Raw genomic sequence first — 14,791 nt, 5'->3', positions numbered from 1 at the left:
CACGCAACATTGGGAACGTCAAGTGTGACGCCTGCGCCCACAGGGCACTCGCGGCGTGTTCGAATAGACATTCGACACACCTTGCCGCCACACTGAACTCATCATGATGGGCTACAACCACGCACTCTCGGGAGCGGCCGCCTGGGTCGCTATCGCCAGCAGCGCCTCCTCTCTCCCTGCTCTCGGCCTCGTCGAAATGTCGCCGTGGCAGTTGGCGGCGGGTGCAGTCGTGTGTGCGGGTGCCGCCCTGCTACCCGACACCGACCACCACAGCGCCACCATCGCCCACTCCATCCCCATCGCGGGGCGGGCCGCGACAGCCCTCGTGGGCTCAGTCTCTGGCGGGCACCGCAAGGGCATGCACTCGCTTCTTGCCGTGATCGGCTGCTGGTACCTGAGCGGCTGGGTCGGAACCTTCCCCGTCGCGGGGTCAGTTGCGATCGCCGCTCTTCTGGCGTTCGCCATCAAAACCATTGGAATCGTCAAGAAGTGGTGGCACGCGTGGGCGCTCGGCGTGCTCGCCGCAACCGCCTTTGCAGTCTTACTGCCGCAGCATGCCGACTGGTTTCAACCCGGCTGGTTTCAACTCTGCGTCACCGTCGGGTTCGCCGCCCACATCGTCGGCGACTTTCTCACCACCGAGGGCGTGAACTGGACCTGGCCTCTGACGTTCAAGGCACCCCGCGCCATCAGCCGCACTCCGGGCCTGGGTCTCATCTGGAAGCGCAACGGCTACCTTGCGCTGCCCATTCTCGGCAAAACCGGATCACGGCGCGAAAAGATTCTCGGTTCCTTACTCGGCCTCTATGCGGTCTGGGGCATCACCGAGAGCGTGATCGTGAGCGCCAGCTCCGCGATCGGCGCGCACTAGCAACTACCTAGAATTCTTGCCAGGCCTCAGCCTGGGCAAGCAGCGCCTTCCGTGCCGTCTGATTGAGCCCTACGCACCACGCCGGGTATACGCGAAAACCTCGCTTGCCCGGTCTGCCCGGTGCACTGGAGACCCCGAGCCGAGCCAGGTGCTCGGCCGTGAATCGAAACCGGCCGCGTCTGTCTCCCTCTGCCAAAAACACGAGCAACCCGGCCACCGGCTCGGCCGACGGGAACGGCTCGGTGTCGCCTCGCTCGCCGCGCCGCCACACGGCAACGAACCCGCCGGGCTTCACCGGGGTGACCCTCGCCGTGCGCAGCCGCCACCGCTCGGGGCCGATATGCGCGAGCCCAGCTTCATAATCACTTCCTTGTTCCTCGGGGGTGACGTGAATGTCTACCGCCGAAAGCTCATCCCTAGAAGACAGGAAAGCTGCAAACGCGGGGTATGAAGTGAATGACACCACACGAATCTAGCACCGCCCGAACACCCCGCCGTTTAGATCCACACTGTAACTAAGTGCTACTGTCACAGTCATGGAGCCCACTATTCTTGACCGTATTTTGGCGGTTGAGGCAATGTTTGAACGCGAAACCCAGCTGGTGTTTGCCGACACAGGCCTCACTGAAACCCGCGTGCACGCGCTTCGCGTACTGCACCACGGCGGAGCTTCAACCCAGCAGCAGCTTGCCAAGGTTCTGGGCACCACTCCGCGCAGCGTCTCAGCTCTCGTCGACGGGCTCGAGGCGGCCGGATTCGCCCGCCGCAACCCGCACCCGACCGACCGGCGGGCCGTACTTGTAACGCTCACCGAACAAGCCGAGCGCGCCATGCTGCAGGTCCAGGCCAGCCGCGAGTGGCTCGCCCGTGAGCTGCTCGGCGCAGTCGCGCCGGAAGACCGTGACGCGTTCGAGCGTGGACTCAACGCCGTGTTCTGGCACATGAACAGTCGCGCGCAGCAACTCCACGACGAGCCGGACTCGCAGTCGTAACACGCTAGCGGCGCGGCGCGCGAGCTGCTTATATATGCGTATGAGACGGTTCGTGCTGGCCGCGGGTCTCACCGCGGCCCTCTTCACTCTGACAGGCTGCGCGAACACCACGGCTGAGCCATCGGCACCTTCCGTTCACCACAGCTCGCCCGAGAGCGGCCATGAGACACCGAAGGCTACAGACGCCGCGCTTAGCGCTGCGTTCGAAGAGGCGCTCACGTCCGCCGGAATCCCCGGTGGCACGCTCTACGTCACCACGCCTTCCGGCGACATAACTGATTCCTGGGGTACCGCCAGTGTCAGCCCCGATGCGCGTGTGACAGCCGGCACCGTCTTCGCCTACCGCAGCATCACTAAGTCGTTCATCGGCACCGTCATGTTGCAGCTCCAAGACGAGGGTGCGCTTTCACTCAGCGACCCCATCGCAAAGTACGTCCCCGGCGTGCCCGGCGGCGATGAGATTACCCTCGATGATCTCGGTCGCATGCGATCGGGGCTCGCCAACTACACCACACTGCCCGCGCTCCAAGAAGCGCTCGCGACGCGGGCTGCCGATCCGGTCCCCACCGACACCCTGCTCGAGTGGGTCTACGCGGCGTCACCAGATTTCGCGCCCGGTGCGCGCTACGAGTATTCAAACACCAACACGGTACTGCTCGGCCAGGTGATCGAGGCCGTCACCGGTGGCTCCTGGTTTGACGCGGTGAACACGCGCATTCTCGATCCGCTCAAGCTATCGAGCGTCGCCGACGGGTTCACAGCGCGAGAGCACGATGCCACGGGTTTCAACGTGACCGCCGATGCTGATCCGGAGCCGCTGCCCACGGTAGCGCCCGAGTGGTTTGGGGCAGCGGGTGCGCTCACGGGCACCGCGCAGGATCTTGCCGCGTGGGGCGCCGCGCTCGGTGACGACGAGCTGGTGAGCGAAGCGAGCGGGCGCGCCCGCGTCGAGTCGCTCGCCCCGACAGGCGAAGACGCCGCGAGCCCAGCGTACGACCGCTACGGGTTCGCGCTCGGCGAGATCAGCGGCTGGCTAGGCCACACGGGAACGGGCCTCGGGTTTCAGTCGCTCGTGATGCATGACGCCGCTACCGACCGCACCGTCGCGATCTTGGTGAACGGCACCGGTGACGACCCCGACGCCCCCGCGCATATTTTTAAGGGCCTGCTCCCCCTGCTCGATGAGCAGAAGTAGCAGGCCCAACTACTCAGCTACTGCGGCGTAGGTACCGCGGTTCAGCTACCGCGCGTCGTTCCACGACCAGATGTCGTCACCGCGCAGTGTCGCATCGGTGCCGCCATCGCAGTAGATCGTCTGGCCCGCACAGTGCGAGTTCTCGACGCTCGTGAGCCAGATCAGCAGGTCTGCGATCGTCTGAGCCGGCTGGTGGTAGTTCAGCGGCATCGGCGTGTGCGCGTCAACCATCGCAGCGCCCTCGGGCGTCGACAGCATCTCCTTCGTCATGGGGGTGATGACGACGCCGGGCGCGACGGCGTTGAGGGGAATGCCGTTGCCCGCCCATGCCTCGCTGATCGACTCGCGCCTGATCCAGCGCGAAACGCCGCGCTTTGAAGTCGAGTACATCTGGTAGCCGATGCGCGGGCCCTGAGCTTCAAGGCCGGCCGCAATCTCGAGCGCCCGCTCCTCGTCGCCCGAAAGCTGCGCCTCGAGCAGCTCCTCTGACACGGGCTGCATGGTCGCGATCGATGAGACCACCGCGGCGCGAGGTGCCTTCGACGCACGCAGCGCCGGCAGCATCGCCGTAAGGAACTCGGTCACTCCGAAGTAGTTGATCGCGCACGTCTTGGCGATCGGGGCTGAAATGCCGGCGCACGCGATCACGCCGTCCACGACGCCGCCCGCAAGCTCGGTCGCCTGCGCTGCCGCAGCGAGGCGGCCCGCGGGGGTCGAGAGGTCACCCGTCACCTCGACGTCTTTCAGGTCGACCCCGATCACACGGTGACCGCGCTCACGCAGCGTTTCGGCTGTCGTGGCGCCGATTCCTGAGGCTGCTCCGGTGACTACATAGGTACGCGACATGGTGTGGCTCCGTTTCTACACATGACTGGGCGCAAGCTCCGCCCACGCATGCGACTGTACGCCCCCGCCATCTGAGCGCATCTCACCCCGTTCTCAGTCAGATGCTTTACACCTGCAGCGAGAGGTTGCCCACCCCCGAAGTTCGCACATCGGTGAGCCCTTGCCACCGGGCGGCCTGGGTGAGCAGCTGGTTCGCCACCTCGGGCGTGTGCGCGGGCGCCCCTGGTTCTTGCCAGGCGGCCTGCACGAGCAGGGCTCGCTTAGCCCGATCTGCTTTCAGGTCGATGCGGCCGACCAGGCGGCCGCCCACCATCAACGGTAAGCAGTAGTAGCCGTACTTGCGTTTGGCCGCGGGGGTGTAGATTTCGATGCGGTAATGAAACCCAAACAGCCGCTCGGTGCGAGGGCGAAACCACACGAGCGGATCAAACGGGGTGAGCAGCGCGTGCGGGGCAAGCCGCGCTGGTACCCGGGCCTCAGCGTGCATCCACGCTTTCTCGGGCGCGCCGCGCCCCGTCACCCAGCCCGCCACCTGCACCGGCACGAGCACCCCCGCTTCTTGCAGGTCGCGCACGGCACCTCGCGCATCGCTCAGGCGGATCCGGTGGTAATCGGCCAGGTCAGCGAGCGTCGCGACTCCTAGCGACCTGGCAGCGCGCTCGATGAGCACGCGCTGAGCGTCAGCGCGCGGCACGTCGGCCAGAGCGGCCCCCGGCAGCACGTCTTCTGCGAGCGCGTAGCGGCGCTGAAAACCGTAACGCCCGGCCGACGCCACTTCGCCGCGCGCAAAGAGCAGTTCGACGGCGCGCTTCGTGTCGCTCCAGTCCCACCACGGGCCGCGCGCGCCACGAGGCCCCGCTTCAAGCTCGCGCACGAACTGCGGGCCGGCGTCACGCAGCTGCGTGCGCACCCGCTCGATTTCGGGCGCGAGCGCCTCGGCCCGGTCTGCGTGGCGCACACGAAACTCGCTCATGCGCCACTGAAACAGCGGCCTGTCATTCACCGGCACAAACGCTGCTTCGTGCGCCCAGTATTCGGTGTACTCGCCGCTTTCCCACAGGTGCGCATCGAGCGCATCGGTCGGGTATTCACCATGACGTGAAAAGACCGGCAGGTAATGGCTGCGCGCAAACACGTTGACCGAGTCGATCTGCAGAACGTGCAGCCGGTCAAGTGCTTGGTCGAAGGGCCGCCGGGTACGCAAACGGGGCGCAGCGGCGGTAAACCCCTGCGCCCCGAGAGCGATACGGCGTGCTTCAGCGGGGCTCAGTGAAAGAGTGCCCCGGGCGGTCACGAGCTTAGGCGAACCACAGCCCGAGCTCACGCTCGGCCGACAGCGTCGAGTCAGAACCGTGCACAAGGTTCTGCTGCACGGCAAGGCCCCAGTCGCGGCCCAGGTCGCCGCGTATCGTGCCGGGCGCGGCAGTCGTCGGGTCTGTCGTGCCGGCGAGCGCGCGGAACCCCTCAATCACACGGTTGCCCGTCGCGCGCACGGCCACAACCGGGCCCGATGACATGAATTCGACGAGCGGCTCAAAGAACGGCTTGCCCTCGTGCTCGGCGTAGTGCTCGGCCAGCAGCTCGCGGCTGGGCGTCACCATGCGCAGGTCGGCGATCTCGTAGCCCTTCGCCTCGATGCGGCGCAGGATCTCGCCGGTCAGGCCCCGGGCGACGCCGTCGGGCTTCACCAGGATCAGGGTTTCTTCTGCAGACATGCATACTCCTTTTTCAATACAAGAGGTCGGTTTGATTCTATCGGCGCGAGGCTACCGCTCGCGTGCGGGCTACTGTGCGGCGAGCCACGCGGCGCGGTCGCGGTCGATCTTCGCGCCCTTCACCATGCAGAAGATCCACAGCGCGGTGAAAATACCGCCCACAAAGAACGCCATCGGCACGAGAAAGCCCGTCGCGAGCATGAGCGCGTGCAGCACCCAGCCGGTGATAATGCCGGCCCGGCCCACGCGCATCAGCGCGAGCCCCACGATGGTCACTAGGCCCAGCACCCCACCGATCACGAGGCCCAGTGCGCGCGGCTCAAGCGTGCCGAGCCCAAACAGGGTGAGCCCGATCAGCACGACGATGATCAGCTCGAAACCGAGCACGATCGACGCGAGAGCCTTCTGCGTGCGCATCGCGGTATCGCCTGCCGCGGCACCCGAGATGCGCAGTGCGGCGTTGTGCGCCGAGGCTTCTGACGGCGAGAGCGTCAGATCCTCGGGCGCCCGGTCTTGACGCGCCCGGTTATCTCGCTCCGGATCGCCCGGCACGCCGTCTGCGTTTCGCTTCACTTCTCGTTCCACCCTTCGCTGCGGGCGAAGTCAATCGCTTCGCCCGCGAGTACGACCGAGCCCACGACGAGCACGGCACGGCCGCCCGCGCCAGCGGCCCACGCGTAGGCCGCATCGAGCGCCTCGGGCAGCGAGTGTGCCACCTCGATGGGGGTGCCAGGAATCTCGGTCTCGGCGAGAGCGTACAACGCTTCAACGTCGCTCGAGCGGGGCGACGCGACCGGGGTCAGCGTGACCCGGTGCGCGATCGGCGCGAGCTCACGCATCACACCCGCCGCGTCTTTCTCCTCGAGCACACCGATCACGAGCGCGAGCTCGTCAAACGCGAACGACTCTTCGACGGCGCGGGCGAGCGCCCGCGCGCCGTGCGGGTTGTGGGCGGCGTCGACGTACACGATCGGGTCGGCGCTAATCAGCTGCAACCGGCCCGGCGATGTGAGCTGGCCGAGGCCCTCGTCGAGCACCTCACCCGGCAATGGCCGGTCGCTGCCGAAGAACGCTTCGGCAGCGGCAATTGCGAGGGTCACGTTCTCGGCCTGGTGCCCGCCGTGCAGCGGCACAAACGCGGGGTCGTACCCGACGCCCGAAAGCCCGCGCACGTCAATCTGGCGGCCCCCGACGGCCAGCCGGTCGTCCACGAGCGCAAAGTCGCGCCCCAGCACGTGCAACGGAGCGCCATTGGCCTCTGCCGCCGCGGTGATCTCGGCGAGCGCCTCGGGCTCTTGCACGGCCGACACCACAGTTGATGAGGCCTTGATGATGCCTGCCTTGGTGCGGGCGATGCCCGCCAGGTCGTCGCCCAAAATGGCGACGTGGTCGAGGCCGATCGGGGTGAACACGGCGACCTGCGACTCAACAATGTTGGTCGCGTCCCACTCACCGCCCAGCCCCACCTCGATGACCGCCACCTCGACGGGTGCGTCTGCGAAGGCCAGGAATGCGAGCACCGCGAGCGCCTCGAAGAAGGTGATGGGACCGTGGCCGGCGGCCTCGAGCTCGGCATCGACCACCTCGAGCGGCAGTTGCAGCTCACGCCACGCCGACGCGAGTTGCTCTTCGTCGATCGGCTCACCGTCGACCATGAACCGCTCGGTGAAATCGACGAGGTGGGGGCTCGTAAAGAGCCCCGTGCGCAGGCCGTGTGCGCGCATAATCGATTCGATTGCGCGGCTCGTCGACGTCTTACCGTTCGTGCCCGCCACGTGAATCACGGGGAAGTCGAGCTGCGGGGAGCCCGCGAGCTCGGCCAGCCGGCGCACCGGCTCGATCCGGGGCCTGGGGTTCGCCTCGCCTACGCGCGTGAGCAGCGCGTCGTAGACCTCAGTCGCCGCGCTCATCGAGCACCCCCAGCCTGGCTTGCCGCGCCGGTCGCGTCGATCGTGATGATGAACGGCGCCTTCGCGGTGCCGAGCGCCTTTGCGCCGGTGATGAACACGCCGCCGCCGGGCGACGCGATGTCGTCGACGATCGCGTCGATGCCAATCGCCTCTTGCACCGCGATGCCCTCGGCGAGCGTCTCGGCCGCGATCAGCGCGCTGTGCGCGAGCAGTGCGTCGGCGTGTGCGGGCTCGGCGTTCAGCGCGAGCACGATGCGATCGCTCACATCGAGACCCGCGTTCTTACGCGCCTCTTGCACGGCCCGGATCGCATCGCGAGCGATGCCCTCGGCCTCGAGTTCGGGGGTCGTTTCGGTGTCGAGCAGCACGAACCCACCGCCCGCGATGAGCGTAAGCGCCGTCTCGTCATCGTCGCCCGCACGCAGGGTCAGCTCGTACTCGTGGGGCTCGAGGGCGATGCCACCGGCAACGATGACACCGTTCTCTTCGGCCCAGTCGCCCGATTTGGCGGCCTTGATGGCCTGCTGTACCTGCTTGCCGAGGCGAGGGCCCGCCGCCCGCGCGTTGACGGCGAGCTGCTGCACGATGCCGTGCTCGCTCGCACTGTCTTCGTTTTGCTGTGTGAGCGTGACACGCTTCACGTTCAGCTCCTCGCGCAAGATGGCTGCGAAGGGCTCGAGCGCGGCAGGGCGCTGGGTGACGACCGTGAGCTCGGCCAGCGGCAGCCGCACGCGCAGCTTGCGCGCCTTGCGCAGCGCGAGTGACTGTGACGTGATCTGACGTACCTCGTCCATCGCGGCGACGAGCTCATCGTCGACGGGAAACTCGCTCGCATCGGGCCAGTCGGTCAGGTGCACCGAGCGGCCTCCCGTGAGTCCGCGCCACAGCTCTTCAGTGACGAGCGGCGACATGGGGGCCGCAACCCGCGCGACCGTCTCCAGCACGGTGTAGAGGGTGTCGAAGGCCTGCTTGTTCTCGGGCTTGCTGTTTGCGCCGTGCACGCCCTCCCAGAACCGGTCGCGCGAGCGGCGCACGTACCAGTTGGTGAGCACCTCGGCGAAGCCGCGCAGCGCGTCTGCTGCGCTCGTCGTGTCGAGTCCCTCGAGGTGATCGCCCACCTCGCGCACGAGCTGGCCCGTCTTCGCGAGAATGTAACGGTCGAGCGGGTCACTCGAGTCGGTGCGGCGCTCGGCCGTCACGCCGTCGGCGTTCGCATACAGGCTGAAGAAGTACCAGGTGCTCCACAGCGGCAGAATGAACTGGCGCACGCCCTCGCGGATCCCCTCTTCGGTGACGATCAGGTTGCCGCCGCGCACCACGGGTGACGCCATCAAGAACCAGCGCATCGCGTCTGAGCCGTCGCGCTCAAACACCTCGTTCACGTTGGGGTAGTTCTGCAGCGACTTCGACATCTTGTTGCCGTCGCTGCCGAGCACGATGCCGTGGCTGATCACGTTCTTGAACGCGGGGCGATCAAACAGGGCGGTCGCGAGCACGTGCTGCACGTAGAACCAGCCGCGCGTCTGCCCGATGTACTCGACGATAAAGTCGGCGGGCTGGTGCGTGTCGAACCACTCCTGGTTCTCGAACGGGTAGTGCGCCTGCGCGAACGGCATCGATGCCGAGTCAAACCACACGTCGAGCACGTCTTCGATGCGGCGCATCGTCGACTTGCCGGTGGGGTCGCTCGGGTTGGGGCGGGTGAGGCTGTCGATGTAGGGCCGGTGCAGGTCGATCTCGCCGTCGGCATTACGCGGTAGCTCACCAAAGTCGGCTTCGAGCTCGGCGATCGAGCCGTAGACATCGATGTGCGGGTACTCGGGGTCGTCGCTCTTCCACACCGGAATCGGGCTGCCCCAGTAGCGGTTGCGGCTGATCGACCAGTCGCGTGCACCCTCGAGCCACTTGCCGAACTGGCCGTGCTTCACGTTACTCGGCACCCAGTTGATGTCTTCGTTGGTCTCGAGCAGGCGATCCTTGATCTGCGTGACGCGCACAAACCAGCTCGAGACGGCCTTGTAGATGAGCGGGTTGCGGCAGCGCCAGCAGTGCGGGTACGAGTGCTCGTAGCTCGCTTCGCGCAGCAGCCGGCCCGCGGCCTTCACCATGCGAATCAGCGGACGGTTGGCATCCATCCACAGCGCGCCTGCGACGTCGCTCACCGCGCTCAAGAAGCGGCCGCCCTCATCGAGGCTGAGGATCGTGGGAATGCCTGCCGCCTGCGCGAGTCGCTGGTCGTCTTCACCGTAGGCCGGGGCCTGGTGCACGATGCCGGTGCCGTCGGTCGTGAGCACGTAATCGTCAACGAGGATCTGCCAGGCCGAATCGGTGCCCCACTCCTCGGTGTCGGTGTAGTAGTCAAACAGCGGCTCGTAGCGCACGCCAGCGAGTTGCGCGCCCGTGACCGTGCCAGTGATGGCTTCGGCGGCCTCGGCGGCGTTCTCGTAGCCCAGCTCTTTTACGTGGTTCGCCACGAGATCTGATGCGAGCAGGTACGAGGCGTTGCCTGCCTCCCCGCCGTCTGCGGCGCCCGCTGGCCCAGCGGGCACCACAACGTACTCGATCTGCGGCCCGACCGCGAGCGCAAGGTTCGTCGGCAGAGTCCAGGGGGTCGTCGTCCACGCGAGAGCGCGGGTGCCCGCAAGCCCCAGCGCTTCGGCCTTTTCACCCGTGAGTGGGAACGTCACCGTGACCGACGGATCCTGACGCATCTGGTACACGTCGTCGTCCATGCGCAGCTCGTGGTTTGACAGCGGCGTCTCATCGCGCCAGCAGTAGGGCAGAATGCGTGAGCCCTCATAGGCCAGCCCCTGGTCGTACAGCCGTTTGAACGCCCACAGCACGCTTTCCATGTACGACAGGTCGAGGGTCTTGTACCCGCCGTCGAAGTCGACCCAGCGCGCCTGGCGCGTGACGTACTCTTCCCACTCCTTCGTGTACTGCAGCACTGACTCGCGGGCCTTCGAGTTGAACGCGGCGACGCCCATATCTTCAATCTCAGACTTCTCGGTGATGCCGAGCTGCTTCATGGCTTCAAGTTCGGCGGGCAGCCCGTGAGTGTCCCAACCAAACTTGCGGTCGACGTGGCGGCCGCGCATCGTCTGAAACCTGGGAAACACGTCCTTCGCGTAGCCCGTCAGCAGGTGGCCGTAGTGCGGCAGCCCGTTCGCGAAGGGCGGGCCGTCGTTAAACACCCACTCTTCGCAGCCCTCGCGCTGGCGCAGCGACTCGGCAAAGGTGTCGTCTTTTGCCCAAAAGTCGAGCACACCGCGTTCGACTGCAGGAAGCGACGGTGACGGAGTCACGCTGTGGGCGTGGCCCTCGCCGGGAAGCGCGGCGTCGCCGGTGGGCTGCTGGGGGTACGGCATGTGGATCCTCACTCGGTGCTGTTCGTGCCGCACGCGGGGCGTGCGGTGTTTCGCGCCGGGACGAGTGAGACTGTGCGCATCACCCGCGGTACCACCCCGCTTGCAGTGCCGCCGCCGCTTTCGCGGCCGCAACACTCACCACTTCATTCGGCGATAACGGGCCGTGACCGTCTGAATCTACTGAGTGAGCGGGGCGTATGCCTCGCTCACTGTTCTGCCAGAAACTCCCCGGTGATTGCCGGATCAAAGTCGTATGCGTGCAGTCTACCAGTGCTGCAATCGACCGCTTCAATGTAACAACGGGGTAACGATCAACGAGTATGAAAATACCTGATCACAGCCCCAAGTGAGTGTGCTACGCGCGCCCGAACAGCCCAGCACCCCTTGCGCCCCGGCAACAAGCGTTGTTAGCGTCGAAGACAGCGTTGTGTGCGAAGGGTGTGATTCATGCCACTCGTCCGCGGGCCGAATCGTCGAGAGCCGGCGACCCGCGTGTGACCCCCCCGGTCAGCGAACACCTTTTGCCCCGCAATACAGATTCAGGTTTTTTGAGAAGCCTGCGCCGTACGCCGCGCACGTCTGCCTGGCGAGCGCGAATTTGGCGTACCCATCAACCATTTAGAAACCGCGGCAAGTGCCGCGCAGGAGATCACTATCGTGACCAACACATCACCCAAGAGCGCATCCCATGCGCCCGATTCGCCCGCGATTGAGGTGACCGGGGCATATAAGGTCTTCGGCCGCCGCGCGAAAGAGGCCGTCAAGCGCCTGCGCGCGGGCGCCTCACGCGAAGACGTCAAGCAGCTCGGCACCGCCGCGGTGATCGACGCAAGCTTCAGCGTGCAACCCGGCGAGATCTTCGTGGTCATGGGCCTTTCAGGCTCGGGCAAGTCGACACTCATTCGCATGCTCAACGGCCTCGGCGAAACCACCGGCGGCTCCATCTCGGTGTTTGGGCACGAGATCGTAGGCATGAACGCGGCAGAACTGCGCGCGGTACGCCGCGACCGGCTCTCAATGGTGTTTCAGCACTTCGCTCTGCTTCCCCACCGCACCGTGCTCGACAATGCCGCATACGGCCTCGAGATCCAGGGCGTCGGCCTCTCAGAACGCCGCGAGCGGGCACAGCACTGGCTCGAGCGCGTCGGCCTCGCAGGCTGGGAAGATCACCTCCCGGGCGAACTCTCGGGCGGCATGCAGCAGCGCGTCGGCCTCGCCCGCGCGTTCGCCGCGGACACCGAGATCCTACTCATGGACGAAGCGTTCTCGGCGCTCGACCCACTGATCCGGCGCGAGATGCAAGAGCAGCTCGTCGAGCTGCAGCAGGAACTCGGCAAGACGATCGTGTTCATTACGCACGACCTCAACGAGGCGATGTTTCTCGGCGACCGGATCGCGGTCATGCGCGACGGCCGGATCGTGCAGGTCGGCACCCCCAATGACATTCTCACCGACCCGGCGAATGACTATGTGGCGCAGTTCGTGCAAGATGTCGACCGCGCACGCGTGCTCACCGCGGGTGACGTCATGGAGCCACCGCGCGCTGTCGTGCCCGCGACCGCTGGCCCCCGCGCCGCGCTGCGCATGATGCGCGACCTGCAAACCTCGGCCTGCTTCGTGACCACGGGCAGCCGCAAGCTGCTCGGTGTCGTGCGCGACAAAGACATGCTGCGGGAGGTGCGCGAGGGCGGCACCGATCTCACCGAGAAGCTGCGCCCCACGCCCTCAATCGTGGGCCGCGACCAGTACATTGCCGACCTCTTTGAGCTCGCGGTCGAGAGCCCCCTGCCCGTGGCAGTCGTCGACGACCAAGACCGACTCATTGGCGTCGTGCCGCGCGTGACGCTGCTCGCGTCGCTCACGAACGTGCCCGCAGTCACCACGGAGATTCCCATTATTGAACCGACGCCCGATGTACCGAAGGCGGTGATCACCGAGACGCTCGCGCAAACACACCCCGGGCAGCCGCTCGGCGACGCGACGCCCGGCCCGGCTGCAACGAGTGAGGTGGCACAGTAATGACTGACTTCAGACTTCCCCTGGGCGACGGCGCGAACGCCGTCGTCGACTGGCTGACGAGCTCGGCCGACGGTCTATTCACGGTGATTCGCTCGGTGTTGAACTCGGCATACGCCGGCCTCGACTTCGTGTTTGCGACTCCCCCGTTCTGGGCGATCATCATCGTGCTCGCGGCCATCGCGTGGCTTGCAAAGGGCTGGAAGCTCGCGCTCGGCACCACGATCGGCCTGCTCGTGATCGTGGGCGTTGACCAGTGGGACGAGGCGATGAGCACGCTCGCGCTCGTGATTCTCGCGAGCGTGATCGCGCTACTGATTGCGATTCCACTTGGTATTCTCGCCGCCCGCAATGACTCGGCATCGAAGGTGATTCGACCGATTCTCGACTTCTTGCAGACGATGCCGGCGTTTGTGTACCTGATTCCTGCGCTCATGTTCTTTAGCGTGGGTGTTGTGCCCGGCATCGTCGCCACGATCGTGTTTGCGCTCGCCCCCGGTGTGCGCCTGACCGAGCTGGGTATTCGCGGCGTTGATAGCGAGGTCGTTGAAGCGGGCTACGCGTTTGGTTCGACCCCCGGCCGCATTCTGCGCCAGATTCAGCTGCCGCTTGCGATGCCCTCGATTATGGCGGGCGTCAACCAGGTGATCATGCTGTCGCTGTCAATGGTCGTCATCGCCGGCATGGTTGGCGCGGGCGGGCTCGGCGGTGAGGTCGTCAAGGCCCTCAACCGCATCGACATTGGGCTCGGCTTTGAAGCCGGCGTCTCTGTCGTGATTCTCGCCATGATTCTCGACCGCACCACCGGCGCACTCGGCACACGCAAAAAGAAGCGTAAAGCCCCCACTACTTCCAGTACCCAAAACGAGCCGGTCGCAGCGTAACCGCTGCGATTCGGATACGAAAGGAACACCATGAAGAAGCGTTTTCTCACCGGAGCAATCGCACTCGGCGCCGCCGCGGCGCTCGCGCTGACGGGCTGCTCGGCGGGCGACTCGGGCGACTCTGACAGCAAGGCCGGCGGTGACGACAAGGGCACCGTCACCATTGGTATGTTCAACTGGGACGAAGATATCGCGGTAACGCACCTGTGGAAGACCGTGCTCGAGGAGCAGGGCTACGACGTCAAGATCGAAGCGGCAGACCCCGGCCCCGTGTTCCAGGGGCTCGCCGACGGCGCCTACGACACGGTGCTTGATGTATGGCTGCCGCTCACCCACGCGAGCTACCTCGAAAAGTACGGTGACGACATCGTCGAACTGGGCGCCTGGAACGACGAGGCGAAGCTGACCATCGCGGTCAACGCTGACGCCCCGATCGACTCACTCGACGAACTGGCAGAGAATGCCGACCTGTTCGACAACAAGCTCGTGGGCATCGAAGCGGGTGCCGGTCTCACCGAGACCACTGAGAACGCCGTGATCCCTGAGTACGGTCTCGAGAAGATGGACTACATCATCTCGTCAACCCCGGCAATGCTGACCGAGCTTGACTCGGCCATGTCGAAGGGCGACAACATCGCCGTGACGCTGTGGCGCCCGCACTGGGCTTACGATGCGTACGACATCAAGGATCTCGAGGACCCGAAGGGCGCGCTCGGCGAGGCAGAAAGCCTCTACTCGTACGGCAGTAAGACCTTCAAGGAGGACTTCCCCGAGGTCGCCGAGTGGATCTCGAACTTCAAGATGAGCTCTGACCAGCTGCACTCGCTCGAGAACATGATGTTCAACGAGTACGACGGCGACGACTACGAGCCGATCATCGCAGACTGGATCTCGCAGAACCAGGACTACGTGGACTCGCTGACGAAGTAGTTCGCACGAGACCAACGAATATGCTGCCGCGCACCTGCGCGGCAAGGAAGGGCGCCTCCCGCGT

At 65.8% G+C, this 14,791-nt stretch carries 13 protein-coding genes; 6 read left to right on the top strand and 7 right to left on the bottom strand.

Translation table 11 applies throughout. From position 1 onward, the window contains the following. Positions 1-103: 103 nt before the first annotated feature. The gene (locus tag ACXR2T_RS04915) at positions 104-871 is read left to right on the top strand and encodes a metal-dependent hydrolase (RefSeq protein WP_458837792.1); all 768 of its coding nucleotides are present in this window, start codon (positions 104-106) and stop codon (positions 869-871) included. Between the two features lie 7 nt (positions 872-878). On the opposite strand, the gene ACXR2T_RS04910 is transcribed toward ACXR2T_RS04915, so the two are convergent. After that, entirely contained in the window at positions 879-1,334 is a 456-nt protein-coding gene (locus tag ACXR2T_RS04910; RefSeq protein ID WP_458837791.1) for a MepB family protein, read from the bottom strand. 73 nt (positions 1,335-1,407) lie between these two features. Here ACXR2T_RS04910 and ACXR2T_RS04905 point away from each other — a divergent pair, with 73 nt between their 5' ends. Further along, entirely contained in the window at positions 1,408-1,863 is a 456-nt protein-coding gene (locus ACXR2T_RS04905) for a MarR family winged helix-turn-helix transcriptional regulator (RefSeq protein ID WP_458837790.1), read from the top strand. 40 nt (positions 1,864-1,903) lie between these two features. Further along, positions 1,904-3,058, top strand: coding sequence for a serine hydrolase domain-containing protein (locus ACXR2T_RS04900; protein ID WP_458837789.1), 1,155 nt, complete (start codon positions 1,904-1,906; stop codon positions 3,056-3,058). Positions 3,059-3,103: 45 nt separating this feature from the next. Here the strand turns inward: ACXR2T_RS04900 and ACXR2T_RS04895 are convergent, their stop codons facing one another. From ACXR2T_RS04895 to ileS, 6 genes are all read right to left on the bottom strand, one after another. Beyond that, the gene (locus ACXR2T_RS04895) at positions 3,104-3,904 is read right to left on the bottom strand and encodes an SDR family oxidoreductase (RefSeq protein WP_458837788.1); all 801 of its coding nucleotides are present in this window, start codon (positions 3,902-3,904) and stop codon (positions 3,104-3,106) included. 106 nt (positions 3,905-4,010) lie between these two features. Further along, on the bottom strand, positions 4,011-5,198 hold the full coding sequence (locus ACXR2T_RS04890) for a winged helix-turn-helix domain-containing protein (RefSeq protein ID WP_458837787.1): 1,188 nt from the start codon (positions 5,196-5,198) through the stop codon (positions 4,011-4,013). Between the two features lie 4 nt (positions 5,199-5,202). Beyond that, positions 5,203-5,619: a nucleoside-diphosphate kinase gene (ndk, locus tag ACXR2T_RS04885; RefSeq protein ID WP_458837786.1), complete on the bottom strand. Its 417-nt coding sequence runs from the start codon at positions 5,617-5,619 to the stop codon at positions 5,203-5,205. A 69-nt stretch (positions 5,620-5,688) separates the two neighbouring features. Then, the gene (locus tag ACXR2T_RS04880; protein WP_458837785.1) at positions 5,689-6,192 is read right to left on the bottom strand and encodes a DUF4233 domain-containing protein; all 504 of its coding nucleotides are present in this window, start codon (positions 6,190-6,192) and stop codon (positions 5,689-5,691) included. Then, entirely contained in the window at positions 6,189-7,529 is a 1,341-nt protein-coding gene (locus ACXR2T_RS04875) for a bifunctional folylpolyglutamate synthase/dihydrofolate synthase (protein ID WP_458837784.1), read from the bottom strand. Before ACXR2T_RS04875 ends, ACXR2T_RS04880 begins: the two co-directional genes overlap by 4 nt. Further along, the gene (gene ileS, locus ACXR2T_RS04870) at positions 7,526-10,897 is read right to left on the bottom strand and encodes an isoleucine--tRNA ligase (RefSeq protein WP_458837783.1); all 3,372 of its coding nucleotides are present in this window, start codon (positions 10,895-10,897) and stop codon (positions 7,526-7,528) included. The genes ACXR2T_RS04875 and ileS overlap by 4 nt, the downstream gene beginning before the upstream one ends. A 657-nt stretch (positions 10,898-11,554) precedes the next feature. Here ileS and ACXR2T_RS04865 point away from each other — a divergent pair. The 3 genes from ACXR2T_RS04865 to ACXR2T_RS04855 are packed head-to-tail and all read left to right on the top strand — an operon-like array spanning position 11,555 to position 14,727. Then, on the top strand, positions 11,555-12,916 hold the full coding sequence (locus ACXR2T_RS04865) for a quaternary amine ABC transporter ATP-binding protein (RefSeq protein WP_458837782.1): 1,362 nt from the start codon (positions 11,555-11,557) through the stop codon (positions 12,914-12,916). After that, on the top strand, positions 12,916-13,797 hold the full coding sequence (locus tag ACXR2T_RS04860) for an ABC transporter permease (protein WP_458812542.1): 882 nt from the start codon (positions 12,916-12,918) through the stop codon (positions 13,795-13,797). Before ACXR2T_RS04865 ends, ACXR2T_RS04860 begins: the two co-directional genes overlap by 1 nt. Before the next feature lie 30 nt (positions 13,798-13,827). After that, on the top strand, positions 13,828-14,727 hold the full coding sequence (locus tag ACXR2T_RS04855; RefSeq protein WP_458837780.1) for a glycine betaine ABC transporter substrate-binding protein: 900 nt from the start codon (positions 13,828-13,830) through the stop codon (positions 14,725-14,727). Positions 14,728-14,791 lie beyond the last annotated feature (64 nt).

The organism is Leucobacter faecis, assembly GCF_054456635.2.
The sequence above is the reverse complement of the archived record's forward strand: the minus strand, read 5'-3'. Positions and strand labels throughout refer to the sequence as shown.